Source organism: Algibacter sp., from assembly GCF_039977455.1.
GTDB lineage: Bacteria > Bacteroidota > Bacteroidia > Flavobacteriales > Flavobacteriaceae > Algibacter_B.
On the sequence record NZ_JBDWDG010000013.1, the window covers coordinates 24,208 to 48,002 of the forward strand.

A 23,795-nucleotide genomic window follows, 5' to 3' on the forward strand; every position below is an offset into this window, starting at 1 on the left:
TAATTATTCTTTTTTAGAATATGATTTACAAATAGTTAAAAAGGACAATGAAAATAGAAAGTTGGTTCTTAAATAGCGTCTAGAATTTTATCCATAACCCAACTGGTGTGCAAAGCTGATTTTCCAGTTGATGGATGTTTTTGATTGTTGTCGTTAAAATAGTTGAGCATATTCTCAACATGATATTTCTGGATATGTTTAGGGTTGTCGATAATAAGTTTCTCTTTTAAATTATCGGTCTCTAAGTAGATGGGATTTTCATGAAATACAGAAAATTTAATGATGCCTTTACTACCATAAATGGTTACAAGGTCTAAATGTTGATGACAACCAAAATTCCATGTTCCTGATCCAGTAATAGTATTATCGTGCAGCCATGACGCTGTTACTGCATCTTTTGCTGTGTATAAACCTTGTTGATTTAAACTAAAGCCCGTAGCATTGGTGATATCACCTAAAAAGAAAGTAAATAAATCTAAGCCATGGCTTGCTAAATCATCAAAATAACCTGCAGGGGCAATGTTACTGTCTGTTCTCCAATTATAATCTTTTGAGGTATCAAGCGCACTTGCGGGTTTACTCAATTGTGAGTTTATATGTCTTATTTCGCCAATAAGATGGTTGTCTAACCATTCTTTTACCTTTAAAAATCGAGGTAGTGATCGTCTATAATAAGCAACAAATAACGGAATATTTTTTTCTTGAAATGCCTTTTGAATTTCCAAACTATCGGCGTAGCAAGGCGCTAAAGGTTTCTCAATACAACAGGGTTTGCCGGCTTGAGCTATTTTTAAAGCATAGAGTTTATGGGTATCGGGTGGTGTAGCAATATAAACGGCATCAACATTAGGGTCGTTTATTAAAGCATCGGCATCGGTATACGTTTTTGGTATATTATGTCGTTTTGCATAATCCAAAAGTTTATTTTCATTACGACGCATAACGGCCACAACATTAAAACCTTCAGTTTGTTGATATGCAGGTCCGCTTTTTACTTCGGTTACACTTCCACACCCTATAAATCCCCAATTCATAATTTAATATTTTAGAAATTAAAAAAAGAGAACCGTTTAGCTCTCTTTTTATTTAATACTTAAATAGTTTTATTCTGCACTTTCTTCCATGGTGTGATATACATTCTGTACATCGTCATCTTCTTCAAGTTTTTCTAGAAGTTTATCAACATCAGCAACTTGTTCTGGATTAAGAGGTTTTGTGACTTGCGGTATACGCTCGAAACCAGAAGATAGAATTTCAATTCCTCTTGATTCTAATTCTGCTTGAATGGCTCCAAAACTTTCAAAAGGGGCATATATTAAAATGCCATCATCATCGGCAAAAACCTCTTCGGCGCCAAAATCTATAAACTCAAGTTCTAATTCTTCAGGGTCTAAACCTTCTGCATTAATTCTAAAATTACAGGTATGATCGAACATAAAAACTACGGACCCAGAAGTTCCTAAGCTACCATCGCATTTATTAAAATAGCTACGTACATTGGCAACGGTTCTTGTGTTATTATCGGTTGCAGTTTCTACTAAAACAGCAATACCGTGTGGTGCATAACCTTCAAAAACAACTTCTTTATAATCGCCTTGACTTTTATCTGAGGCACGTTTTATGGCGCGTTCTACATTGTCTTTTGGCATGTTTACAGATTTTGCATTCTGTATAACAGCTCTTAAACGGGCGTTACTATCCGGATCTGGGCCACCCTCTTTTACGGCCATTACAATATCTTTACCAATACGTGTAAAGGCTTTGCTCATGGCAGACCAACGTTTCATTTTCCTTGCTTTTCTAAACTCGAAAGCTCTTCCCATAATTATATAGTTTGTTTTCTATTTCCGCAAAAGCGAAAATATTTAATTTCATTTAAGTTATCAATCACGCAAATTTAAAAAAATCTACTAATTGAGCTCCTTTAACTTTTATAAAGTTTTACGTACCAGTATTTAGAACTGGTAAGTGTCCTATTCTTCTTCTGGTTCTACAATATTTTCGATAGCTTCGGCTAATAAAAAATCTTTATTAGTAACACCATCGGCATCGTGGGTTGATAAAGAAATGGTAAGTGTATTATATGTATTACTCCAACTAGGATGGTGGTTTAAAGCTTCGCATTCAAAAGCTATTCTGCTCATGGCGCTAAAACAATCTTTAAAATTTTCAAATTCAAACTCGCCGTGTATGGCATTGTCGTAGTATTCCCAATCTGGAAAGCGAAGTATTTTTTTTTCAATATCGTCATCTGATAACTTATTCATACTTGTGGTTTTAGTAATTCTTATTAAAAATAAACTATATTTTTAAATCTGCTAGAATATCGTCACTCTTAATTTGTAAATGTTTTGGAAGTGTATTAAATTTTGGTAAAACAGCTAAATATCTATCATCATTGGTTGTATAAACCCGTTTGTAAATAGGTTGGTTTTTTAATTCTAAAGATTTTACTATTTCTTTTATAAAATCTTCATGATGGACCAAATCGTTACTTCCTAAATGAAAAACACCAAATTTGTTTCTGTTAATTATATAATGAACCTGTTGTGTAATCTTGGAGTCTGTGGTAACATTCATAATAAGGTTAGGAAACACCTCAATAGCTTCCTTTTCGTTGGTAAGGTTAATAATTTCGTGAACTCTTGGTGAATGAGCCCCAAACACCATAGGTAACCTTAAAATAGCGACTTGTTTTTTAGGTAGGCGCAATAACATATTTTCAATTTTAATTTTGAAATGGCCATAAACACTATTGCTAAATGTTTTGTCGTATTCGTAACTTGGGTATTTTATATAAGCATCAAATACATTGGCAGAAGAAATGAAAATTATTTTTATGTTGTTTAGTAATACGTATTCTGCAATATGTTGATGCATTAATACTTGCTTTGAAAAATCGCCTCGTAATGCAGAAATTATTATAGTTGGTTTTACAATGTCAAGTATTTCATAAATATCATCTTCTTCAATATTATAATGAAAAAATTGGTGATTCTTTTCAAGCTGATTATTTGATGTGTTGAAAGTGCCAAAGGTTTTAAAATAGGGGTAGAGCTCTTTATAAATCGAACTTCCTAAAAAACCGCTTACGCCTAATATAAGTATTCTATGTTTACCTTCTCGCTTTATCATGTATCAAATTTCACCTATGAAGATGTACTAGAAAATGGATTGTTTAGTTTTAGTGGTAAATTGTTGTAGGGCTAGCATGCCTAATTTAGAATTTCCTTTTTTATTAAGTCCAGGCGCCCAAGTTGTAATGATAAATTCATCTGGTAAAAGAGCGACAATACCACCACCAACACCACTTTTTCCGGGTAATCCGACCTCGAAAGCAAACTCACCAGCTTCATCATAAAATCCGCACGTTAGCATTAATGCGTTTACTCGTTTTACTTGCCTGTCGGTAATATGTAATTTGTTCTGTAAACATTTACCATTATTAGCAAATAGGTAAAAAGCATCTGATAGCTGGCTGCAGGTCATTTCTATGGAACATTGATAAAAATAGAAATCTAAAACAACATCGACTGGATTATTTAAATTGTTGAATGATTTTAAAAGGTTGGCGGCTGCAAAATTTTTAAAGCCTGTAGATTGCTCGGAGTTGGCTACTTCTATATTATAATTTATTGAAGTATCTCCAGTAAGTTCTCTAACATATTTTAAAAAATCTTCTTTAGGATTTTTTAAATTAGAGACTAAAATATCGGCAATTACAATAGCACCAGAATTTATAAATGGGTTTCTAGGGATGCCATTTTCAATTTCTAATAAGGCCAATTGATTAAATGGGTGTCCAGATGGTTCAACATCTATACGTTTCCAAATGTCTTCTCCTATAAGTGACATCGCTTTAGATAAAGCCAAAACTTTGGATATACTTTGTATAGAAAACCCCTTGTTATAATCGCCAACCCCATAACATTTTCCAGCCGCTGTTCGGAGGTGTATAGCAAAATTATCCTTATTCACATGTGCTAACTCCGGAATATAAGAGGCTACAACACCTTTATCAGAAGCATGAATAGCATCCTGATAAATGCTGTTTAATACGGCTTGAAAATCTGTCATTTTTTTATTTGTAGAACGGCAATTTAACGACCGTAGCTGGAACAGCGTTTTTACGTATTTGTATATTTATTTTACTATTTACATCGGCAAAAATAGTAGGTACATAACCTAAGCCTATTCCTTTACCTAAGGACGGACTCATGGTTCCCGAAGTTACAACACCAATAGTTTTTCCTTGTCCATCCACAATATTGTAACCTTGGCGAGGTATACCACGTTCTTCTAATTGAAATGCAATAAGTTTACGTTTTGGACCTTTTTCTTTTTCTGCTTTTAAAGCTTCAGAATTTGTAAAATCTTTAGTAAATTTTGTAATCCAACCCAAGCCTGCTTCAATTGGCGAAGTTGTATCATCTATATCATTGCCGTAAAGACAATACCCCATTTCTAAACGCAAAGTATCACGCGCAGCAAGTCCAATGGGTTTGATACCAAAATCGGCGCCTGCTTCTAAAACCTTATCCCAAACTTGTTTTACTTCGCTATTTTTACAATAAATTTCAAAACCACCACTACCTGTGTAGCCCGTTGCCGAAATTATTACATGTTCTATACCTGCAAAATCGCCTACTATAAAATTATAAAATTTAATAGCAGATAAATCATGACTAGTAAGGCTCTGCATGGCTTCAATGGCTTTCGGTCCTTGAATAGCCAGCAACGAGTAGTCTTCACTTAAATCCCGCATGGTAGCTCCAAAATCATTTTTAGATCTAATCCAGTTCCAATCCTTTTCTATATTACTCGCATTCACAACCAGTAAATACGCGTCGTCTTTAATTTTATAAATAATTAAATCGTCTACAATTCCTCCATCATCATTAGGCATACAGCTGTATTGCGCTTTACCAATAGTTAATTTAGAGGCATCATTACTAGATACTTTTTGTATTAAATCTAGTGCATATTCTCCTTCAATTAAAAACTCACCCATATGCGACACATCAAACACGCCTACATTATTACGTACAGTTTCATGTTCTGCATTTACACCTTCATATTGTACAGGCATATTGTATCCTGCAAAAGGGACTAGTTTTGCTCCAAGGGCTTTGTGAGTTTCTGTTAAGGCTGTGTTTTTCATTTAAAAATCTTTTGTCAAAAAATAAACAATAATTAAGCAAATTAATAAAATAATAAATCCCGTTAAGGAAGCTTTCTTGCATTTAAAAGCGGTAATAATATCCTCGATTGTATTTCCGAAAAATTTAATTATTCCAATTAAAATGTCTTCCATAGTTATAAAAACAAATGTATTGAAAATTTATATTAACGCTTTCGCGGAAGGATAAAAAGGTTTGTTAAATTTAGTAGACTTCATTTTAATGCCTTTAAAACTAAGTACGCCTTTATTAAATTTTATACAGCAATTAAACTTTAGGAAAAATTTTAGACTCTTTTATTTTGAGTACCTTATTTTCGTGCGTTTTAAAAAAATTAAATACTTTCTTAATATTAGCGGTTTAATTATTAAATTGTAACATATAGTTTTATGAATACTTTAAAAATGATAAACTATAGTCGCTAGCTAAGTATTTAATAATATTTTGAAGAAATTTGAACACTTTAAAGATTAAAAAAAGAAGTGCTTATGACGAATAATATACTTATTGAAGATCAATATAAAAGAACAGCATTATTTGAAAAAGAAAATGTTAATTATCTCGTACATGTTTTAAAACGGTTTAATACGGTACCTAAAATAAATAACATTCAAATTATCACTTCTACAAGTGTACCAAATGTTTTTAAAATTGTACCTAATAAATCTATAATTATAGGGGAGTTATATTTAAGAAATCCCGTTTTAGCTTTAGTATATTTAAGATATGGTATAGAGTGGCAACTGTGGTATAAGGCTTTAGAAAATAAAAAAGACGATATTGCTTTATGCGACGTAGCAGCGTTTGAAGTTACCCGTATTTTTTATCAGTTATTACCAAAAGAAGATAAAAAAAAGCTACAAAATCTTGATTATTTTCTAATTAATTTAATTAAAAACGATACCACTATTGATGTTGATTTTTTATTGAAGAATGAAGAGTTACAAGCATTTCATGGGTTAACCAGCGGCAATAAAGTATTTAAAGAATCTTGGAAACCTATTGTTGAAAATTTGGCGAAACCTACCGAGTATTTATTAATGGCGGGTGGCGATTTTAGATTAAATATAGACGAGGTTGAATTGTTAAACAAATATGGATGTCGCCCGTTTCCAAGACCAGATGCCTTTACATTTGCTTCATCTACAGCAACTAGTGTTTCTAATTTTGCATTTGATAAAACGGATAAGACTAGAAGTATTTTAATTAAAAACAGTCTTAAAAATGGATTTGAAAATAGCACAACTGATTTTTCAGAGTTATTAAAAACCAATCTTAGAAAAATATTCAAACTTAACGAAGCTTGCGAAATTATTTTTTCGCCTTCGGGAACAGATTCTTCATTGCAAATTGCGGCCATTACTCAAATTATTACCGATAAGGAAATAACACATATTTTAGTGGCCTCAGACGAGACGGGTAGTGGTGTACCAGCAGCATTAAAAGGCTGTCATTTCGAAAATAATACGGCTTTAAATTTTCCCATTACCAAAGGTGAAAAAATGGAAGGTTTTAGAGATGTCGATTTAATTAAAATTCCATTTCGGGATGAAAAAGGGCAGTTAAAATCTACTGATGCATTAGATAAAGAAGTTTTTACTGCGATTTCCGACACCAATAAATCAGGAAGGCATATTGTCTTACATGTTATGGATCATTCAAAACTGGGCTATCAATCACCAAGTAAAAAGATGATGGAGGATTTGAATGGCATTCAAGATTTATCGATGCAGGTTATTATTGATGCCGCACAATTAAGGTTAGATCCATCCGATATCCAAAATTATTTGAAAAATGGATATATAGTAAGTATAACAGGAAGTAAATATTTTACTGGGCCTCCATATTCTGGTGCTTTAATTTTTCCAGAGCGCGTTAGTAAACTTATCGATTGTGTAAAAAGTAAATTACCTAAAGGTTTAGTACAGTACTTTAATGCTTCCGATTGGCCGACATCTTGGATGTGTTCAAAAGATTTATCCGATGGCTTTAATTACGGGTCTTATATGCGATGGAATGCCGCAATAGTAGAAATGGATCGTTATTTTAAAACCCCAATTCTTTATAGAAATATGGGGATTGAAATGTTTTGTAATTTTGTTGAGGACTCTTTAAACGACGCGCCTTTTCTAGAACCAGTTTACGGTAATTTAACACGTGCAAATACTTACAATAACAAGGAGTTCGGAATACGAAATATTCGAACTATTTTTCCGTTTTTTATTCTTAAAAATGAAGATTCTTTATCTGTAGAGCAAGTAAAAAAATTATACAAACTTTTAAACTCGGATATATCTCAACATTTTGAAGGTACTCCTATTGAAACATTTAGATTAGCTGCACAGAAATGTCATATTGGGCAGGCTGTAAACGTTAAATACACCAATGGTTTACAAAGTGCCGTGTTACGAATAAGTTTGGGGGCAAGGGTTATTTCTGAAAGTTGGGTAAATAGAGATATTAGTCTCTTTTTTAGAAATATAGAAGCACAACTAGATCAAATTACTGTTATCATCAAAAAAATAGAATTGATACTTAATAATCCTGAATTATTGGATTAACTAATCAAAGGTTTATTTTTTATTTAATACTTCGTTTTCTTCATCTGTTAAAAGTCTTGAATGGATTAAAAAGCGTAAGCCTAAAGGTATTTCTAAAGAAAAACTAGCACCTCGGCCTTCAGTAACATCAACGGTTAAATGCGTATGTTTCCAATATTCAAATTGGTCTGTGTTCATATAAAAATTAACATCATTTAGGGTACCTAAAAGGATGTCGCTTTCATCTAAATACATATCAAATTTCTCTAATAACATAGGTGCAGAACCATCGCAACAGCCACCACTTTGATGAAAAATTAATTCACCATGTTTTGACTTTAACTTATCTAATACTTTTTTTGCTTTTTCGGTTATTGAAACTCTTTCCATAATTTAAATATATTAAAAGGCTGAATTTTTTAACTAAATCCAGCCTTTGCGCTATTAATTGGTTTCTACTAAAAAAATCCTAATTTGTTTTTATCGTAAGAAATCAACATGTTTTTTGTTTGGCGATAATAGTTAAGCATCATCACATGGTTTTCTCTACCAAAACCAGATTTTTTATACCCTCCAAAAGGTGCATGTGCGGGATATGCGTGGTAGCAGTTTACCCAAACTCGTCCCGCTTTAATAGCTCTTGGTATTTGATACAGTTGGTGTGCATCACGTGTCCAAACCCCAGCGCCAAGACCATAAAGTGTATCGTTTGCAATCTCAATAGCTTCGGCTTCATCCTTAAATTTAGTAACGCAGGCTACAGGACCAAAAATTTCTTCTTGAAAGACTCGCATTTTATTATGCCCTTCTAATAAGGTGGGTTTAATATAGAAACCGTTTGCCAAATTACCATCTAATTTATTGGCAGAACCTCCGGTTAATACTTTTGCACCTTCATCTTTACCAATTTTAAAATACGATTGTATTTTTTCGTATTGATCGTTTGATGCTTGTGCACCAACCATAGTATTTACATCGTATGGATTGTCCTGAATAATGGCATTTGTTCTTTCAATTACACGCTTCATAAAAGCGTCATAGATATCTTCTTGCACCAAAATTCTAGATGGGCAAGTACAAACTTCGCCTTGATTAAAAGCAAACAGAACAGCGCCTTCAATAGCTTTATCTAAATAGGCATCGTCATGATCCATAACCGAATTAAAGAACACGTTTGGCGATTTACCACCAAGTTCCATAGTTACCGGATTAAGGTTTTTTGAGGCATATTGCATAATTAATTGTCCTGTTGTAGTTTCTCCTGTAAAGGCTACTTTATCGACTCTAGAGCTCGATGCAAGAGGTTTACCTGCTTCTGGGCCAAAACCATGAATAATATTTACAACACCAGGAGGGAAAACATCAGCAATTTTTTCCATAAGTAAAGTTGCGGATGATGGCGTTTGTTCTGCAGGTTTTAAAACCACGCAATTTCCAGTAACTAAGGCTGGGGGTAATTTCCACGATAACATTAATAAAGGGAAATTCCACGGGATTATTTGTCCAACAACCCCTAAAGGTTCCTTAATATTCATGGATAAGGTATGTTGGTCTAATTCGGTTGCACTGCCTTCTTCCGATCGAATGCAGGCCGCAAAATAACGCCAATGATCGACGGCCAAAGGAATATCAGCATTTAAAGTTTCGCGTATGGGTTTACCATTATCACAAGTTTCAACAAGGGCAAATTCTTCTAAATTAGCTTCAATAATGTCTGCAACTTTATTTAATAAGGTAGCACGTTCTGTTGCCGATGTATTGCCCCAAGATTCTTTAGCGGCATTGGCAGCATCCAAAGCTAATTCGACATCTTCTTTTTGAGATCGTGGATATTTAGCAATTATTGTATTATCAATGGGGGATGTGTTTTCAAAATACTGCCCACCAATTGGGTCAACAAATTTTCCGTTTATAAAATTGCCATATTTCTCCTTAAACTTAGGTTTTGAATAACTCATGTATTTTCTTATTTAATTAGTAAATTGTTAAAAACTGAATGTTTATAATATGTTATATTTGTTTTTTATAAAGATATTTTATGAAATTCTAACTATCTTGAACATATTTATTATATTCTTGAACATATCTATTATTTAAACTGGTATGCACTAAAATTTTGTATTATTGAGTATGAAGTCTATTATTAATCAACATAGAAGTAACAGAAAACTAACCACTTTAGTGGAGAATAGGACGACTTATAATGCTGATTATGCAGAGCTTAATATATTTGAAACACATGCTGTTGCAGAAAAAGTGGCTTTAAAATTTGATTTCCCAATAATAGCGAGTATGCTTTCTGGACAAAAAATTATGCATTTGGAAGGCTTTGAGTCGTTTGATTTTTTTCCTGGTGAGTCGGTTGTAATGCCGAGTAATAAAGAAATGATTATCGACTTTCCTGTGGCCTCAAAAAATAAACCAACACAATGTTTAGCTCTTGGTATCGATGCTGTAAAAATTAATGAAGTGGTCGATAAATTTAATCAGCATGTTGCCATTGAAAATGAAAATAAGTCATGGGATTTAGATGCCACATCTTCACATTTAATCAACAATACCGATATTAACCACCTAATTGAGCGCTTAACGTATACGTTTACTAATAATAACAAATCTAAAGATGTGCTTTTAGATTTAATGATTCAAGAATTAATTGTCAGACTTCTTCAAACTAAAGCAAAATCCTTAATTATTAATGACCCCAATCAGGTGTTTAGCGATACGCGGATTGGCACGGTTATTAAATTTATAAAGGAAAATTTAACTAACAAGGATATTAGTGTAGATTTACTTGCTAAGAAGGCTTATATGAGTGCATCGCATTTCCATAAGCAATTTAAAAATACACTTGGTGTATCTCCAATAGATTATATAAACTCCGAAAAAATTAAATTTTCAAAAAAACTGATAAAGGAATCAAAAAACTCTAGAATGTCCGAAATAGCCTTTAAATCGGGTTTTAATAATACGAGTTACTTCAATAGGCAGTTTAAAAAGATGGAAATGATGACGCCACAGCAGTTTAAGAAATCCGTTTCTCATTAATTTACACATACACACACAAACTGATTTTATCTAAAATTTGGTATGTCGCTTTCGCGGAATGGTAAATAGCATACCATTATGATAGCCATAAATAATAAGCTTAAAAGTTATATATTTTATTATTTTTACAGGGTAATTAATTGAATATATATGGGACCATTAGTGCATCATGTTTTTTTCTGGCTGAAAAATCCTGAATCTTTAGAAGACAAGCAACAACTTATTGAAGGTATAAAAAAGCTAAAAAGTATCGAACAAGTGGCCGATATTCATATTGGGGTTCCAGCGTCAACGGAAAAAAGGGATGTGGTTGAAAATAGTTATTCTGTTACGGAAATGCTCATTTTTGCAAATGAGCATGACGAAGCTGTATATCAAAAACATAAAACCCACCAAGAATTTGTTGAAGAACATCAACATTTATGGAGTAAAGTATTAGTTTTTGATAGTAAGAGTGTTATGTAATTTAGTTTAACAAAAAGTTTTTTAAATCCTCGTAAGTAGAAATTAAAGTTGCTTCTTTGTTTCTGCCCATTACGGCTTGTATTTGTTCAGGTAAAGGTTGTTCTTCTTTAATAACGTCTTCAACTACATCTAAAAACTTAGTAGGGTGTGCTGTTTCTAGAAATACGCAATGTGCATTAGGATGGTGTTCCAAATGGGATTTGCAGCCTAAATAACCAACCGCACCATGAGGATCGGCAACATAATTGTATTTATTATATATTTCTAACATGGCTTTGCGAGTTTCATCGTCAGAAAAACTATATGAAGATATGTTTTCTTTTAAGGTTTTAAATTGATTTTTATAAATTTCTTGAATACGAATGAAGTTGCTTGGCGCACCAACATCCATGGCGTTACTAATTGTTTGAACTGATGGTTTTGGTTCGTATAACTCCGAAATTAAATAGCGTGTAACAACATTGTTAGCATTATTAGAAGCTACAAAATGTTTAATTGGTAAACCTAATTGTTGGGCCATCATACCAGCGCAAACATTACCAAAATTTCCACTAGGTACTGAAAAAACAATCTCTTTATTACTGTTTTTAAGTTGCTTGTAGGCAAACATAAAGTAGAATAATTGTGGTAACCAACGTGCTACATTAATGGAGTTTGCAGATGTTAACTGCATTTGGCTTGTTAGCGTTTTATCCAAAAATGCTGTTTTTACCATGGATTGACAATCGTCAAACGTTCCATTAACTTCTAAAGCTTTAATATTTTGACCTAAAGTAGTTAATTGCATTTCTTGAATATCGCTTACTTTTCCGCTAGGGTAGAGTATAACGACATTAACACCTTTAACACCTAAAAACCCATTGGCTACAGCGCCACCAGTATCACCCGAAGTGGCAACTAAAACCGTAACCTCGTTAGTGTTATCTCTATTAAAATAACCTAAACAACGTGCCATAAAACGAGCACCAACATCTTTAAATGCCATGGTAGGTCCATGAAATAGCTCTAGAGTTGAAATACTTTCGTTAAGTTTTACAACAGGAAAATCAAAAGACAATGTTTCGCTAACAATGGTTTTTAAAATAGCTTCTGGAATTTCTGGCGATACAAATTGTTTTATAGCTTCGAAGGCAATTTCAGTATACGATAAATTATCAAAATTATCCCAAAACGATTGCGGTAATGGTGTTATAGTTTCAGGAAAGTATAAGCCTTTATCTGGAGCTAGTCCTTTTATAACCGCATCTTTAAACGTTGTGTTTGGAGCTTGATGATTTAGTGAGTAGTAATTCATTGTTTTTAAAATTGACCGAAGACCAATTACGGAAGACGGTTGTTATTTAGTTTTCAATAAAGAAAATATATTTCTATTTTTTAATTTTTTACGCCTTAAGAGTAAGTGATTTTATTAGTTTTAATTGTTTTTTTAACTAATAATCTTAACCCCCTCGGTATTAATTTTAGTGACATGTATTTCAAATTCAATTCCTGTTTTGGAATATATGTCGGTCATAGCTTTTTTTACGCTATTAGCTGTTTCCAAACCATTACTTAATGAAAAAATTGAAGGTCCGGAACCTGAAATTCCAGCTCCTAAAGCGCCTGCGCTTAAGACCGCGTGCTTAACATCGTTAAAGTGCGGAATTAATTGGCTCCTAAAAGGTTCTACAATAACATCGATTAACGAATTGCTGATTAATTCATAATTGCTAGTGTGCAACGCATGAACTAAACTTCCTAAATTTGCCCATTGCTCAATAGCATTAGTTAAAGGTACTTCTTTTGGTAATATAGCTCTAGACTCTGATGTTTTAATTTCTATTTGCGGATGAATTATAGTTGCAAACAAATTATCCGGAGTAGGAATTTCTAAAATTTGTAAAGGTGAAATGCTTTTTACCAAAGTGAAACCACCAAAAAGGGCAGGAGCGAGGTTATCAGCATGTTCACATTTACTTGCCAAAGCTTCGCCTTTTATAGCAAATTCTGTTAATTGAGTTTTGTTAAACGGTCTTCCAATAAGCTCATTCATTCCAAATACACTACCAACAGCACTTGCAGCGCTGCTTCCAATTCCACTTCCTGGCTTAATGTTTTTATAGATTTCAATTTCAAAACCAAAATCAACATCAATAGCATTGTACATGGCTAAGGCCGATACACCTGCAACGTTTAATTCGGCCTCGAAAGGCAAATCGAAATTTTCAATTTTAGTAATATGAATCCCTTTTTTATCGGTTTTTCTAATTACCATGTGATCGCCAACACTGTCTAAGCAAAAACCGAGCACATCAAAACCACATGCCACATTGGCAACAGTTGCTGGAGAAAATATTTTTATTTCGTTCATTTTTTATGGAAAAAAGAAAATAGAGAAAAGAAAATAGATATGTACAATGTTTTTATTCTCTTTTCTTTATTTTCAAGTCTTTTTTTAATCGTTACCAAGTCTAATAATATCTGCAAATAAACCAGAAGCCGTTACTTCTGCACCTGCACCAGCACCTTTAATTATCATAGGTTGTTTAGCGTAACGTTCTGTATAAAACATCACAATATTATCACTTCCCTCTAGGTTATAAAATGGATGACCTTCTGGGATTTCCTGTAAACTCACACTAGCTTTTCCATTATCAAACTTTGCTACATATTTTAATTGGCAGTTGTTAGCTTTAGCTGAGGCATATAAACTTTGGTAATGTGCTTCGTCTGCAATTAGGGTTTCATAAAAATCATCAACAGTATCACTTTTTAATCCAGCTTCCGATAAGAAGGACGTATTTTCAATGTCTTCTAAATTCATCTTTACACCACTTTCTCTTGCCAATATTAATATTTTACGAGCCACATCAACACCGCTTAAATCAATTCTTGGATCTGGTTCTGTGTAACCTTCCGCACCAGCTTGTTTTACAACATCGTAAAATTTAGTTTTATCATTAAAGTTATTAAATACAAAGTTTAAACTTCCAGATAATACGGCTTGAATTGAATTTACTTTATCGCCGGAGGCTATTAAATTACTCAACGTATCGATTACAGGTAAACCGGCACCAACATTAGTTTCAAATAGAAAAGGAGCGTTATATTTTAATGATAATTCTTTTAATTCTTTGTAATTGTTATATTCGCTAGAACATGCAATCTTATTACAAGCTACAATACCAATACTTTCTTTTAAATATTGGGCGTATAAATCGGCAACATTTTTATTTGCTGTAACATCAACAAAAATACTGTTGCGTAAGTTTAAGGATTTAGTGTTTTCAAAAAAGCCTTGTAAAGTTGCTTTTTCGCCTTGAGCTAATTGATCCTTCCAACTTTTTAAATCGATACCATCTTCATTAAAAATCATGTGTCTTGAGTTTGATAATCCAACAACACGAAGTTTAATTTTAAGATTGTCTTTTAAGTATTTTTTCTGCTGTTTTATTTGTTCTACCAAACGTTCACCAACATTTCCAACACCTGTTATAAAAACATTGATTTGTTTTGTTTTAGACTCAAAAAATTGCTCATGTAACGTATTTAATGCTTTTTTAACGTCTTTTTCGTTAATCACAGCCGTTATATTCTTTTCTGATGCCCCTTGAGCAATCGCTCTTATATTTATATTGTTTTTTCCGAGCGTACTAAACATTTTACCGCTAATACCTTGGTGATTTTTCATTTTATCTCCAACTAAAGCTATAATAGATAATCCAGTTTCGATGATAATCGGTTCAATTTTACCTAATGCTATTTCATTTTCAAAAGCAGTATCAATAGCTGTTTTTGCAGTTTCGGCTTCTTTGTTTTCAATTCCTAAGCATATAGAATGCTCTGAAGAGGCTTGAGTAATCATAATCACATTAATTTTTTCTTGTGATAATGTTTCAAACAAACGCTTTGAAAACCCAGGGATTCCAACCATTCCTGTGCCTTCTAAAGTTAATAACGCAATATTACTAATGTTGCTTATTCCTTTTACTGGCGAATTAGATTTTGTTTCTTTATTCGAAATTATAGTACCAATGGCATCAGGCTCTAATGTGTTTTTAATATGAATAGGAATTTCTAAACTTAATACCGGTTGAACCGTAGGTGGATATAAAACTTTGGCTCCAAAATGCGATAATTCCATAGCTTCTTGATATGAAATTTTATCTATAGGATAGGCCTGTTTTACTAATTTAGGGTTGGTAGTAAACATACCACTAACATCGGTCCAAATTTCTAACTGATCTACATGTAAAGCGGCAGCAATTATAGCTGCAGTAAAATCTGAACCACCGCGGCCTAAAGTTGTAATTTCTCCAAGTTTAGATTTAGAAATAAAACCTGGAAGGATTGTTATTTTTTGATTAGCAGATTTAAAATACTCACGAATGTTGGTATTAGTAACCGTATAGTCAACTTCAGCCTTAGTAAAGTTTGAGTTCGTTACAATAATGTCTTGTGAGTTTTTAACATCGGCAGAAAAGCTTCTGTTTTTCATAGTTTCAGCTATGATAAAAGAAGATAATAACTCACCAAAACTAACTAGCTTATCGGATGTTTTAGGTGATAATTCGTTTATTAAAAAAATACCTTCTAGTAAACTTTTTAGGCTTTCTAATTTATTTTCAACAAACTCTAAAATGGCCTTGTTATTTTCAGGATTTAGTTCTTTAATGATATCAAAATGTCTATTTTTAATAGCATTAAAAGTTTCTAAAAACGCGTCATCTTTATTTTGAGCTTGTTTTCCTGCCAACAGTAATTTATCTGTAATACCACCAACTGCAGAAACAACGCAAGCTATAGAATCGGTTTTACTATAGTCTACTAGTATATTAATAACGTTATTTATGTTCTTTGAGGAGCCTACCGAAGTACCTCCGAATTTTAAAACTTTCATGTTTTAATGTCTTGTATAATTAAAAATAATGGTTGAGATATTGTAATTTTTTAAAATTACAAAAATAGCGAATGGAATATATATAACTAGTAACCCCAAAGGGTTGTAGTATTAGTAATTGTACCAAAAATAGATGTTGCTCCTTTTGCTAAAAAAGAAACAGATTGAAGTGTATTTTGGTTGAAATGATTCATTATAGTTATATAATACACATCAAATGTATTACATTTAGGCTTATAAAAAAACTAAAATAACTTTTTTACAATATTCTTATCTTCAATGACTATTCGATTAAAAAAAATGACTAATTGCAGTAAGAATTGAAAAATCTATAATTATATATGAAACTTCCATAACGAAAAGTTAAATCTTAATATATTAACTATATGGAAGCTACATGTGACTATTAAAATAAAAATAAAAAGAACACATGAAAGTATTTTCTAAAGAACAGATTTACGAAGGAGATAAGCTAACTGCTGATCGACAAAAAATTTCTTCAACCGAATTAATGGAGCGTGCTGGTACACAAATTTTTAATTGGATTCATGCTCGTATGCAAGGAGCGCAAGTACCTATTCATGTGTTTTGTGGTATTGGTAATAATGGTGGGGACGGACTTGTATTAGCGCGACATTTAATAACACATGGCTATAATGTAAACACTTTTGTAATTAATTGTAGCGATAAACGCTCCAAGGATTTTTTAGTAAACTATGACAGAATTAAAAATGTCACTAAAAAATGGCCTGTTCTTTTAAATTGTGCTGAAGATTTTCCTGAAATTAACGCTGAAGATATTATAGTTGATGCTGTTTTTGGGATTGGATTAAATAGACCGATTGATACATGGGTTAAACAATTATTTATACATTTTAGAACCAGTAAAGCGTTTACTTTAGCCATCGATATTCCTTCGGGATTATTTCCAGATAAACCTATTGAAGATGAAGATGCCGTGGTTTGGGCAGGTTACACTCTAAGTTTTGCGTCTCCTAAACTAGTATTCTTTTTGCCAGAAACTGCAAAGTATACCGTGCAATGGGAGGTTTTAGATATAGGACTAGATCAGGAATTTCTCTTCACAACAGAAACAGAAGTGGAACTCATTGGTAAACATGAAGTCTTACCAAATTATATGCCACGAGAAAAATATTCGCATAAAGGGCAATTTGGACATACCTTAATTATTGGAGGTAGTTATGGTAAAATAGGAGCGGTTACGCTTGCAAGTCGTGCTGCATTATCGTCTGGAGCAGGTTTGGTATCTGTGTTTGTCCCAAAATGTGGCTATTATCCTTTACAAGCAGCTTTTCCTGAAGCGATGGTTATTACAGATATTAATGAAGAGTTAATTACTAATATTGAATTTAATATAGAGCCAACTGTTGTAGCTTTTGGAATTGGAGCGGGAACAAATAAACAAACGGGTAGTGCGTTTGAAGTTTTTTTGAAAACCAATAAAGCGCCTTTAGTTATTGATGCCGATGGCATAAATTTACTTGCTAAAAAGAAATCTTTATTAAAATTTTTACCTGAGTCCTCTATTTTAACGCCACACCCTAAGGAACTAGAGCGTTTAATTGGGGCTTGGAATGATGATTTTGAAAAACTTAATAAAGTGAAAGCCTTTGCGAAAAAGCATAAGGTGATTATTATTATAAAAGGCGCTCATAGCATTACTGTTTATGATGATAAACTTTATGTAAACACTACCGGTAATTCAGGTTTATCTACCGCGGGAAGTGGTGATGTTTTAACAGGTATAGTTACAGGTTTAGTGTCTCAAGGTTATAATCCGTTAGTTGCTGCAATTTTTGGAGTGTATTTACATGGGAAATCTGCAGATATTGCTGTTGAAGATTTTGGATATCAAAGTTTAATTGCCAGTCATGTTATTGACTACCTAGGTGAAGCTTATATAGATTTATTCAAACAACCGGAACCTCCTGAACAGTTAGAAGAAAATAAACAAGAGCCAAAATAATATGGCATAGAAAAAGCCCTCATAAAAGCATAAAACTTGTATGAGGGCTTTTTTATTTTAAGTATTTATATTTAAATATTGAGCTCGTTTAATAATTCAATTAATTTAGGACTTGAAGGTCTAGGTGCATTAGCATCAACAATGTTACCTTGTGGATCTATTAAAATAAATTTTGGGATACCTTGAATTTGATATTCTTGCACAAAAGCAGAACTCCAATCACTATCTGCAAATAATTGAATGCCACCTAGGTCTTTTTCAACCACCATTGTTTTCCATTTTTCGTAATCTCTATCTTTGTCAATAGAAATACTTACAAAATCGATATTTTTACCAAAAAACTGCTTTTCAACTTTTTGTAAATGAGGTATTTGTTGAATGCAAGGCCCGCACCACGTAGCCCAAACATCAATATAAACGTACTTTCCTTTTAAATCATCTAAAGAAGTTTTGCCGCCCGAATGATTTTCGTAATTAGTAAATTTTGGAGACGGTTTACCTTTTTTTAACGCGGTAAGTTTATTATATTTTTCTGTAACTGTAGTATTGTTTTTCTCGTTAGTAGAATGCTTTAAATAGGTATTATATAAAGCCTCTACATCATTAGAATAAGTCATGTTAAAATTCACAAATTCAAACAACAACGTGTTTTTTATGGTTTCATTTTCAATGGCACTTACAGTTTTAAGAAATGCTAAATCATATGCTATGGAATCTTTAGTTTGTAATTTTCGTGCTTTACTTGCATAATGATCGTTTACAATGCCTTTATAATGACTTGAGAATGCAAAATCTTCAGTGTTGGAAAAATCCACTCCTTCAATTTCGTTTAAAAAATCTTTAGACACTTTAAAGTTATTATTTTTTGTAAAATATTGATGTGCTCTTTCAAAATTATTAAGACTGCTTAAATACCCGTAATTGATGTTTCTTTTTTCTTTTGTAATAAAATCAGAAGGTAAATCGGTAGTGTTATTTAGTACATCTTCTTGAGTTTTTTTAAACTCTAACATACGTGCCTTGTAGCCAGCCTCGTCAAGAACAAATATTTCTGCAGCTTTTTTAGACAACGCCATTTCAGTTTTTCTTTTAGATACCAGATAGTTATTTATTTTAGAACCAACACCTGAAATGGAAATGGTATTATCGAAATTAGTAGCGTCGTAGGTTATATTTAAATTAAAGCCTGGAGCTAAATTTAAAAATACTGGATTTGCGCCGTCATAAAGTACATAGGATTTTATATCGGTACTTAAAGTGTCTATAAAAGTACCGTCTGCTTCCACTTTTACGGGAGCAGAAAAAGTTCGGTCTTCACTGTTAATGGTAAGTTCTCCTGGCTGTTTGTTAGTTATTTTTCCAGAAATAATAGCATGATTTTCAGTTTCAGTTTTTATTTCATTCTTGCAACTAAAAACACTTATTGTAAGTGCTAGTAAAAGTAGTTTTTTCATTGTGTGTTGTTTTTCAGTATTCAAAAATAGAAAATGCCTGAAGTTTTGTTTGGAATTTTATTTTATTATTAACATTTAAAAAATTATATAGGTTTATAGTTTATGAGTTAACTTTTCATAATCAATAATTTCCGGAATAATATTTAAGGCAAATAGTTCTTTTTGAACGTTCATTACTGTGTTTTTATCTAATAGGTTTTGTGACCATTCTGTAAGTTCTAACCATTCCTGAACATCTTCTAGTTTTTGTTCGTAACGATTTGCAATGGTTTTATCAATATTAGGAATGTCTTTAAAATCTGAAGTTGTTTGATTAATAATATTTAAAATGGTTTTTAATTCTTCACTATTATTTTCAATAAATTCATTTCTAACCGCAATAACAAAACAAGGCCAAGGCGAAGGACAGTTGTCTATACGTCTAAAAACGCCATTATCTACTATAGGTTTTGTTGTGAATTTTTCCCATAAAAAATAATCCGCGTTGCCATCAGTTAAACCTTCAACAGCACCGTCAAGATTTTTTATTACTTCAAAATCTAAATCTTTTTCTAAATCCCAATTGTGGTTTTCAGCATTTATATAAGCCATTAAATGAGACCCAGAGCCATATCTACTAATAGCAGCTTTAGTGCCTTTTAAATCTTCTACCTTTTTGTAATCTGAGTTATGCGCCACATGAACGCCCCAAATAAGCGGGGTTTCTACATACGTTTGTACAATTTTACTCGGGTTTCCAGCTATAATATCTTTTATAATACCTTCCGTTAATATAACTGCTATATCAATATCTCCATCTCTAAGGGCTTTACACATAGCACCAGTTCCGCCGTAATAATCGTGCCAACGTAAGTTTATGTTTTCGTCTTTGTATTCTCCATTTTTTAGTGTTAAGTACCAAGCTAAATTAAAATGCTCTGGCACACCACCAATATTTACTTGCTTCATTAATCAATCGGTTTAGTCCGTAATTTTGTTTAGTGCGTATGTAATTAAGTTTTCTATTAGAGTATTTGAATCTTTACTAAAAGTACCTAAAACTCTATTGGCTATTATTGCATTTAATGAAATAGCTTGATGGCCTAATAGGCTAGAAAGTCCATAAATAGCAGAAGTTTCCATTTCTAGATTAGTGATTTTAACACCATTAAAATTAAAGGTATCCATTTTAGAATTTAATTCAGGGTCCTGGATTGCTAATCGTAACACACGACCTTGGGGCCCGTAAAAACCACCAGCAGTAGCTGTTAATCCTTTATGTATATGATCTCCTTCAAAAAGTTTTTGTAAAGTTGAACTACCTTTAACTATAATAGGGTTAGCCTTACCTTTATGCCAATTTGTTTGCTGGATAAAAGCTTCTTCAAGTTTGGGTGTTCTAATAGTATCGGTTTTATAGGCATGCAACATACCATTCATATCTAGGGCATGGGTACTTATTAAAAACGAATCGATATTAACCTCCTCTTGCAAAGCGCCCGATGTTCCAATTCTTATAATATTAAGGGAGTTTAGGGTATCCTTAATTTTTCTAGTTTTAAAATCGATGTTAACAAGCGCATCTAATTCATTTAAAACAATATCTATATTATCGGGCCCAATACCTGTAGAAATTACAGTTATTCGTTTGCCTTTATAATGACCTGTTTGAGTTTTGAATTCTCGTTTTTGAGTTTCAAATTCTATAGAATCAAAATGCGAAGTTACTTTGCTGACACGATCTTGATCGCCAACAAAAATAATTGTATTTGATATGTTTTCAGGCTTTAAATTTAAATGATAAATACTACCATCTGAATTTAAAATAAGTTCTGATTCTTTAATTGGCATTAAAAACAGATTTTACGAGTTTATTTTCAGCTTTATTAAATTGAAAAGCTATTTTTTTTACACCTCCAAAAACTAAGTTGTTATCTATTTCTTTAGCGAAATTATATTGACCTAATAAGGCTTCATGACCTTTCCTATTAAGTTCTATTTTATCTTCGGAAACATTATAAAAAATGCTTAATTCATCAATCATTCTAGATAACTGAAGGTCACCATAACCATAAAAACCCTGATAATTAAGTGCATAACCAAGTAACTGATTTTTGGTGGTAATACCATATTCATTAATAATCTTAAGTATGTTTCTTTCTAGTGTATTTAAACCATCTATTGAATCTGGAAAACGTTTGAGGTGTGCTTTTAAACAATTGCTTAAATAAGCAAAAGAAGAGCTTTTTATTATAAAAGGTTTAAGCAAATTGTGATCTACACCACAATATATGCCCCATACTGTTGTTGCAATATCGATATCCTCTTTATTAAGTAGTACCTTATTTTCATAATGATGTATTAATTGTTCGGTAGACAATTCAGATAGTCCAATTAATTTTTTACTGCCCTCAATTCTACCACTACAAACTAAAAAAATAGGAAGTTCTATTTTTCGTTGTTGAATAAGACTAATTACCGCAATCATATTGATATGGCAAAACAAATCGTACTCAAACCAGAGGATAATTTCAGAATAGTCCTTCCATTCATTTAATTTATCTAATTCACTTTTAATAAATTCAAGGTCTAAATCAATATTATAAAAATCACTAAAAAAAGTTTTTCTAGTTTCTAAAAATAATTCTGAGCCTACTTTTTGAGTGGTAGGGCCTTCGCATAATATTTCTTGCCAAGTTAATTTAACACCTTGAATATCCAATTCAGAAAGCTTATTTGCTAAATGGTCCCCATTAGTTATATGCAGTGGTTGTTTGTCCATATATTATCCGCCTACACGTTTTACATTAAATCCTTTTTCTTTTAGCATCTGCATAATTTTATCGCGGTAATCGCCTTGAATAATAATTTTATTATCTTTAAAACTTCCCCCAACACTAAGTTTTGTTTTGATTTCTTTGGCAAGTATTTTAAAATCTTCGGTGGCTCCAGTATAACCATCAAGAATAGTTATTGGTTTGCCTTTTCGTTTTTCATACTTACAAAGTATAGGGTCGTCTTGCATCCAAATGTTTGAAGAATCATTTGCTTCAGAAGTGCTTTCTTCTTCAACATGATCCGGAAATAAATTTTTAAGTTGATCTTGTAAATCCATTGTTTCAGTTTACCGTTTTTGTCTCTATCGAAGTATTCAGAGGTTAATACTGAAAACTACGACTGAGACTGAAAACTATTTATTTCTTTAGTCCTAATTCTATTAAACGTTCGTTTAAAAATTCGCCTGCTGTAATATCATCAAATTGTTTTGGGCTAGTCTCATCAACACAACCCGCTAATACATCAAGTTTCATTTCGCTAACAGGGTGCATGAAAAAGGGAATGGAATAGCGTGATGTTCCCCAAAGTTCTTTAGGCGGGTTAATAACTCGGTGTATGGTCGATTTTAATTTATTGTTGGTATGTCTTGAAAGCATATCGCCCACATTAATCATAAGTTCGTCTGGTTCTGCAATGGCATCAATCCATTCTCCTTTATGGTTTTGGACCTGTAAACCACGACCTTGAGCTCCCATTAAAAGGGTAATTAAATTAATATCACCATGAGCAGCGGCTCTAACAGCCTCCTTTGGTTCTTCTGTTATTGGAGGGTAGTGTATAGGTCTTAAAATAGAGTTACCGTTGTGTATGTAATTATCAAAATAAGTTTCTTCTAAACTTAAATGTAGAGCTAAAGCCCGTAACACATACTTGGCTGTTTTTTCTAGCATTTGGTAAGCTTCTTTACCTATTTTATTAAATTCCGGAAGTTCCTTTACCGTAACATTTTCAGGATATTCAGCTTTAAGCGCATCGTTGTCTTCAACGTATTGCCCAAAATGCCAAAATTCCTTTAAATCGCCTTCTTTTTTACCTTTTGCACTTTCTTTTCCAAAGGAAACATAACCACGTTGACCACCAATTCCAGGTATTTCGTATTTCTGTTTTGTTTCGGTTGGTAGGCTAAAAAAGTTTTTAATTTCTTTATATAAATTATCTACTAATTCATCATCTAAAAAATGACCTTTTAGTGCAACAAAACCAATATCTTCATAAGCTTTACCTATAGCTTCAACGAACTTTTGTTTTCTAGCAGGATCCTCGGATAGAAAGTCCATCAAATTAACACTTGGTATAATATTCATTGTAGTGATTTTATGGTGTGAATAAAACAAATGTACAAAAACATTCAAAGTTATTTGTACACGACGTTAGCCATTTTTTGTGAATAATGCATTCAATTTATGTTATATTTGGTAGTGAAAT

21 protein-coding genes are annotated in these 23,795 nt (G+C 32.4%); 4 read left to right on the plus strand and 17 right to left on the minus strand.

The features are described from left to right. Nucleotides 1-68 precede the first annotated feature (68 nt). The 6 genes from ABJM36_RS04325 to gcvT all read right to left on the minus strand — a co-directional run bounded on the left by ABJM36_RS04325 (nucleotide 69) and on the right by gcvT (nucleotide 5,161). On the minus strand, nucleotides 69-1,034 hold the full coding sequence (locus tag ABJM36_RS04325) for a Gfo/Idh/MocA family oxidoreductase (protein ID WP_348449546.1): 966 nt from the start codon (nucleotides 1,032-1,034) through the stop codon (nucleotides 69-71). Between the two features lie 69 nt (nucleotides 1,035-1,103). After that, complete coding sequence (locus tag ABJM36_RS04330; protein WP_348449548.1) at nucleotides 1,104-1,823, minus strand: YebC/PmpR family DNA-binding transcriptional regulator; 720 nt, start codon at nucleotides 1,821-1,823, stop codon at nucleotides 1,104-1,106. 150 nt (nucleotides 1,824-1,973) lie between these two features. Continuing rightward, complete coding sequence (locus ABJM36_RS04335) at nucleotides 1,974-2,267, minus strand: 4a-hydroxytetrahydrobiopterin dehydratase (RefSeq protein WP_348449550.1); 294 nt, start codon at nucleotides 2,265-2,267, stop codon at nucleotides 1,974-1,976. Nucleotides 2,268-2,301: 34 nt separating this feature from the next. Beyond that, a complete protein-coding gene (locus ABJM36_RS04340; protein ID WP_348449552.1) occupies nucleotides 2,302-3,135 on the minus strand; it encodes a sugar nucleotide-binding protein in 834 nt (277 codons plus the stop codon). Nucleotides 3,136-3,162: 27 nt separating this feature from the next. Continuing rightward, nucleotides 3,163-4,077, minus strand: a complete 915-nt coding sequence (locus ABJM36_RS04345) for a glutaminase (RefSeq protein WP_348449554.1) — start codon at nucleotides 4,075-4,077, stop codon at nucleotides 3,163-3,165. A gap of 4 nt (nucleotides 4,078-4,081) precedes the next feature. Next, on the minus strand, nucleotides 4,082-5,161 hold the full coding sequence (gene gcvT, locus ABJM36_RS04350) for a glycine cleavage system aminomethyltransferase GcvT (RefSeq protein WP_348449556.1): 1,080 nt from the start codon (nucleotides 5,159-5,161) through the stop codon (nucleotides 4,082-4,084). A 507-nt stretch (nucleotides 5,162-5,668) separates the two neighbouring features. On the opposite strand from gcvT, the gene ABJM36_RS04355 reads away from it, so the two are divergent. After that, nucleotides 5,669-7,741 (plus strand): hypothetical protein, encoded by a 2,073-nt coding sequence (locus ABJM36_RS04355; protein WP_348449558.1) that lies wholly within the window; start codon nucleotides 5,669-5,671, stop codon nucleotides 7,739-7,741. 12 nt (nucleotides 7,742-7,753) lie between these two features. On the opposite strand, the gene ABJM36_RS04360 is transcribed toward ABJM36_RS04355, so the two are convergent. Together ABJM36_RS04360 and ABJM36_RS04365 are read right to left on the minus strand one after the other, a co-directional pair. Then, a complete protein-coding gene (locus tag ABJM36_RS04360; protein WP_348449560.1) occupies nucleotides 7,754-8,110 on the minus strand; it encodes a DUF779 domain-containing protein in 357 nt (118 codons plus the stop codon). 68 nt (nucleotides 8,111-8,178) lie between these two features. After that, on the minus strand, nucleotides 8,179-9,678 hold the full coding sequence (locus ABJM36_RS04365; protein WP_348449562.1) for an aldehyde dehydrogenase family protein: 1,500 nt from the start codon (nucleotides 9,676-9,678) through the stop codon (nucleotides 8,179-8,181). Between the two features lie 172 nt (nucleotides 9,679-9,850). Between ABJM36_RS04365 and ABJM36_RS04370 the strand changes: the two genes are divergently transcribed. Continuing rightward, nucleotides 9,851-10,768, plus strand: a complete 918-nt coding sequence (locus tag ABJM36_RS04370; RefSeq protein ID WP_348449564.1) for an AraC family transcriptional regulator — start codon at nucleotides 9,851-9,853, stop codon at nucleotides 10,766-10,768. Nucleotides 10,769-10,918: 150 nt separating this feature from the next. Further along, nucleotides 10,919-11,233: a Dabb family protein gene (locus tag ABJM36_RS04375; protein WP_348449566.1), complete on the plus strand. Its 315-nt coding sequence runs from the start codon at nucleotides 10,919-10,921 to the stop codon at nucleotides 11,231-11,233. Between the two features lies 1 nt (nucleotide 11,234). On the opposite strand, the gene thrC is transcribed toward ABJM36_RS04375, so the two are convergent. From thrC to thrA, 3 genes are all read right to left on the minus strand, one after another. Beyond that, complete coding sequence (gene thrC, locus ABJM36_RS04380; protein WP_348449568.1) at nucleotides 11,235-12,527, minus strand: threonine synthase; 1,293 nt, start codon at nucleotides 12,525-12,527, stop codon at nucleotides 11,235-11,237. Nucleotides 12,528-12,659: 132 nt separating this feature from the next. Next, complete coding sequence (locus tag ABJM36_RS04385) at nucleotides 12,660-13,583, minus strand: homoserine kinase (RefSeq protein WP_348449570.1); 924 nt, start codon at nucleotides 13,581-13,583, stop codon at nucleotides 12,660-12,662. Nucleotides 13,584-13,667: 84 nt separating this feature from the next. Beyond that, nucleotides 13,668-16,112, minus strand: coding sequence for a bifunctional aspartate kinase/homoserine dehydrogenase I (thrA, locus tag ABJM36_RS04390; protein WP_348449572.1), 2,445 nt, complete (start codon nucleotides 16,110-16,112; stop codon nucleotides 13,668-13,670). 430 nt (nucleotides 16,113-16,542) lie between these two features. On the opposite strand from thrA, the gene ABJM36_RS04395 reads away from it, so the two are divergent. Continuing rightward, nucleotides 16,543-18,099 (plus strand): NAD(P)H-hydrate dehydratase, encoded by a 1,557-nt coding sequence (locus ABJM36_RS04395; RefSeq protein ID WP_348449574.1) that lies wholly within the window; start codon nucleotides 16,543-16,545, stop codon nucleotides 18,097-18,099. A 71-nt stretch (nucleotides 18,100-18,170) separates the two neighbouring features. Here ABJM36_RS04395 and ABJM36_RS04400 read toward each other — a convergent pair whose 3' ends face one another. The 6 genes from ABJM36_RS04400 to ABJM36_RS04425 all read right to left on the minus strand — a co-directional run bounded on the left by ABJM36_RS04400 (nucleotide 18,171) and on the right by ABJM36_RS04425 (nucleotide 23,674). Next, nucleotides 18,171-19,553: a TlpA disulfide reductase family protein gene (locus tag ABJM36_RS04400; protein ID WP_348449576.1), complete on the minus strand. Its 1,383-nt coding sequence runs from the start codon at nucleotides 19,551-19,553 to the stop codon at nucleotides 18,171-18,173. Between the two features lie 93 nt (nucleotides 19,554-19,646). After that, entirely contained in the window at nucleotides 19,647-20,501 is an 855-nt protein-coding gene (locus ABJM36_RS04405) for a substrate-binding domain-containing protein (protein ID WP_348449578.1), read from the minus strand. 12 nt (nucleotides 20,502-20,513) lie between these two features. Beyond that, a complete protein-coding gene (locus ABJM36_RS04410; RefSeq protein WP_348449580.1) occupies nucleotides 20,514-21,383 on the minus strand; it encodes a nucleoside phosphorylase in 870 nt (289 codons plus the stop codon). Further along, nucleotides 21,373-22,314: a DUF1835 domain-containing protein gene (locus ABJM36_RS04415; RefSeq protein ID WP_348449582.1), complete on the minus strand. Its 942-nt coding sequence runs from the start codon at nucleotides 22,312-22,314 to the stop codon at nucleotides 21,373-21,375. Before ABJM36_RS04415 ends, ABJM36_RS04410 begins: the two co-directional genes overlap by 11 nt. Before the next feature lie 3 nt (nucleotides 22,315-22,317). Then, nucleotides 22,318-22,647 carry a translation initiation factor gene (locus tag ABJM36_RS04420; protein WP_348449584.1) on the minus strand — a complete coding sequence of 110 codons (330 nt, stop codon included), beginning with the start codon at nucleotides 22,645-22,647 and terminating at the stop codon, nucleotides 22,318-22,320. A gap of 79 nt (nucleotides 22,648-22,726) precedes the next feature. Continuing rightward, a complete protein-coding gene (locus ABJM36_RS04425; protein ID WP_348449586.1) occupies nucleotides 22,727-23,674 on the minus strand; it encodes a 2-oxoglutarate and iron-dependent oxygenase domain-containing protein in 948 nt (315 codons plus the stop codon). Nucleotides 23,675-23,795 lie beyond the last annotated feature (121 nt).

Coding starts and splice junctions, on each gene's coding strand:
- ABJM36_RS04325 (WP_348449546.1), bottom strand. CDS start 1,034: ATGAATTGGGGATTTATAGGGTGTGGAAGTGTAACCGAAGTAAAAAGC.
- ABJM36_RS04335 (WP_348449550.1), bottom strand. CDS start 2,267: ATGAATAAGTTATCAGATGACGATATTGAAAAAAAAATACTTCGCTTT.
- ABJM36_RS04405 (WP_348449578.1), bottom strand. CDS start 20,501: ATGAAGCAAGTAAATATTGGTGGTGTGCCAGAGCATTTTAATTTAGCT.
- ABJM36_RS04400 (WP_348449576.1), bottom strand. CDS start 19,553: ATGAAAAAACTACTTTTACTAGCACTTACAATAAGTGTTTTTAGTTGC.
- ABJM36_RS04360 (WP_348449560.1), bottom strand. CDS start 8,110: ATGGAAAGAGTTTCAATAACCGAAAAAGCAAAAAAAGTATTAGATAAG.
- ABJM36_RS04415 (WP_348449582.1), bottom strand. CDS start 22,314: ATGGACAAACAACCACTGCATATAACTAATGGGGACCATTTAGCAAAT.
- ABJM36_RS04385 (WP_348449570.1), bottom strand. CDS start 13,583: ATGAACGAAATAAAAATATTTTCTCCAGCAACTGTTGCCAATGTGGCA.
- ABJM36_RS04345 (WP_348449554.1), bottom strand. CDS start 4,077: ATGACAGATTTTCAAGCCGTATTAAACAGCATTTATCAGGATGCTATT.
- ABJM36_RS04365 (WP_348449562.1), bottom strand. CDS start 9,678: ATGAGTTATTCAAAACCTAAGTTTAAGGAGAAATATGGCAATTTTATA.
- ABJM36_RS04420 (WP_348449584.1), bottom strand. CDS start 22,647: ATGGATTTACAAGATCAACTTAAAAATTTATTTCCGGATCATGTTGAA.
- ABJM36_RS04375 (WP_348449566.1), top strand. CDS start 10,919: ATGGGACCATTAGTGCATCATGTTTTTTTCTGGCTGAAAAATCCTGAA.
- ABJM36_RS04370 (WP_348449564.1), top strand. CDS start 9,851: ATGAAGTCTATTATTAATCAACATAGAAGTAACAGAAAACTAACCACT.
- thrC (WP_348449568.1), bottom strand. CDS start 12,527: ATGAATTACTACTCACTAAATCATCAAGCTCCAAACACAACGTTTAAA.
- ABJM36_RS04425 (WP_348449586.1), bottom strand. CDS start 23,674: ATGAATATTATACCAAGTGTTAATTTGATGGACTTTCTATCCGAGGAT.
- ABJM36_RS04340 (WP_348449552.1), bottom strand. CDS start 3,135: ATGATAAAGCGAGAAGGTAAACATAGAATACTTATATTAGGCGTAAGC.
- thrA (WP_348449572.1), bottom strand. CDS start 16,112: ATGAAAGTTTTAAAATTCGGAGGTACTTCGGTAGGCTCCTCAAAGAAC.
- ABJM36_RS04355 (WP_348449558.1), top strand. CDS start 5,669: ATGACGAATAATATACTTATTGAAGATCAATATAAAAGAACAGCATTA.
- gcvT (WP_348449556.1), bottom strand. CDS start 5,161: ATGAAAAACACAGCCTTAACAGAAACTCACAAAGCCCTTGGAGCAAAA.
- ABJM36_RS04330 (WP_348449548.1), bottom strand. CDS start 1,823: ATGGGAAGAGCTTTCGAGTTTAGAAAAGCAAGGAAAATGAAACGTTGG.
- ABJM36_RS04410 (WP_348449580.1), bottom strand. CDS start 21,383: ATGCCAATTAAAGAATCAGAACTTATTTTAAATTCAGATGGTAGTATT.
- ABJM36_RS04395 (WP_348449574.1), top strand. CDS start 16,543: ATGAAAGTATTTTCTAAAGAACAGATTTACGAAGGAGATAAGCTAACT.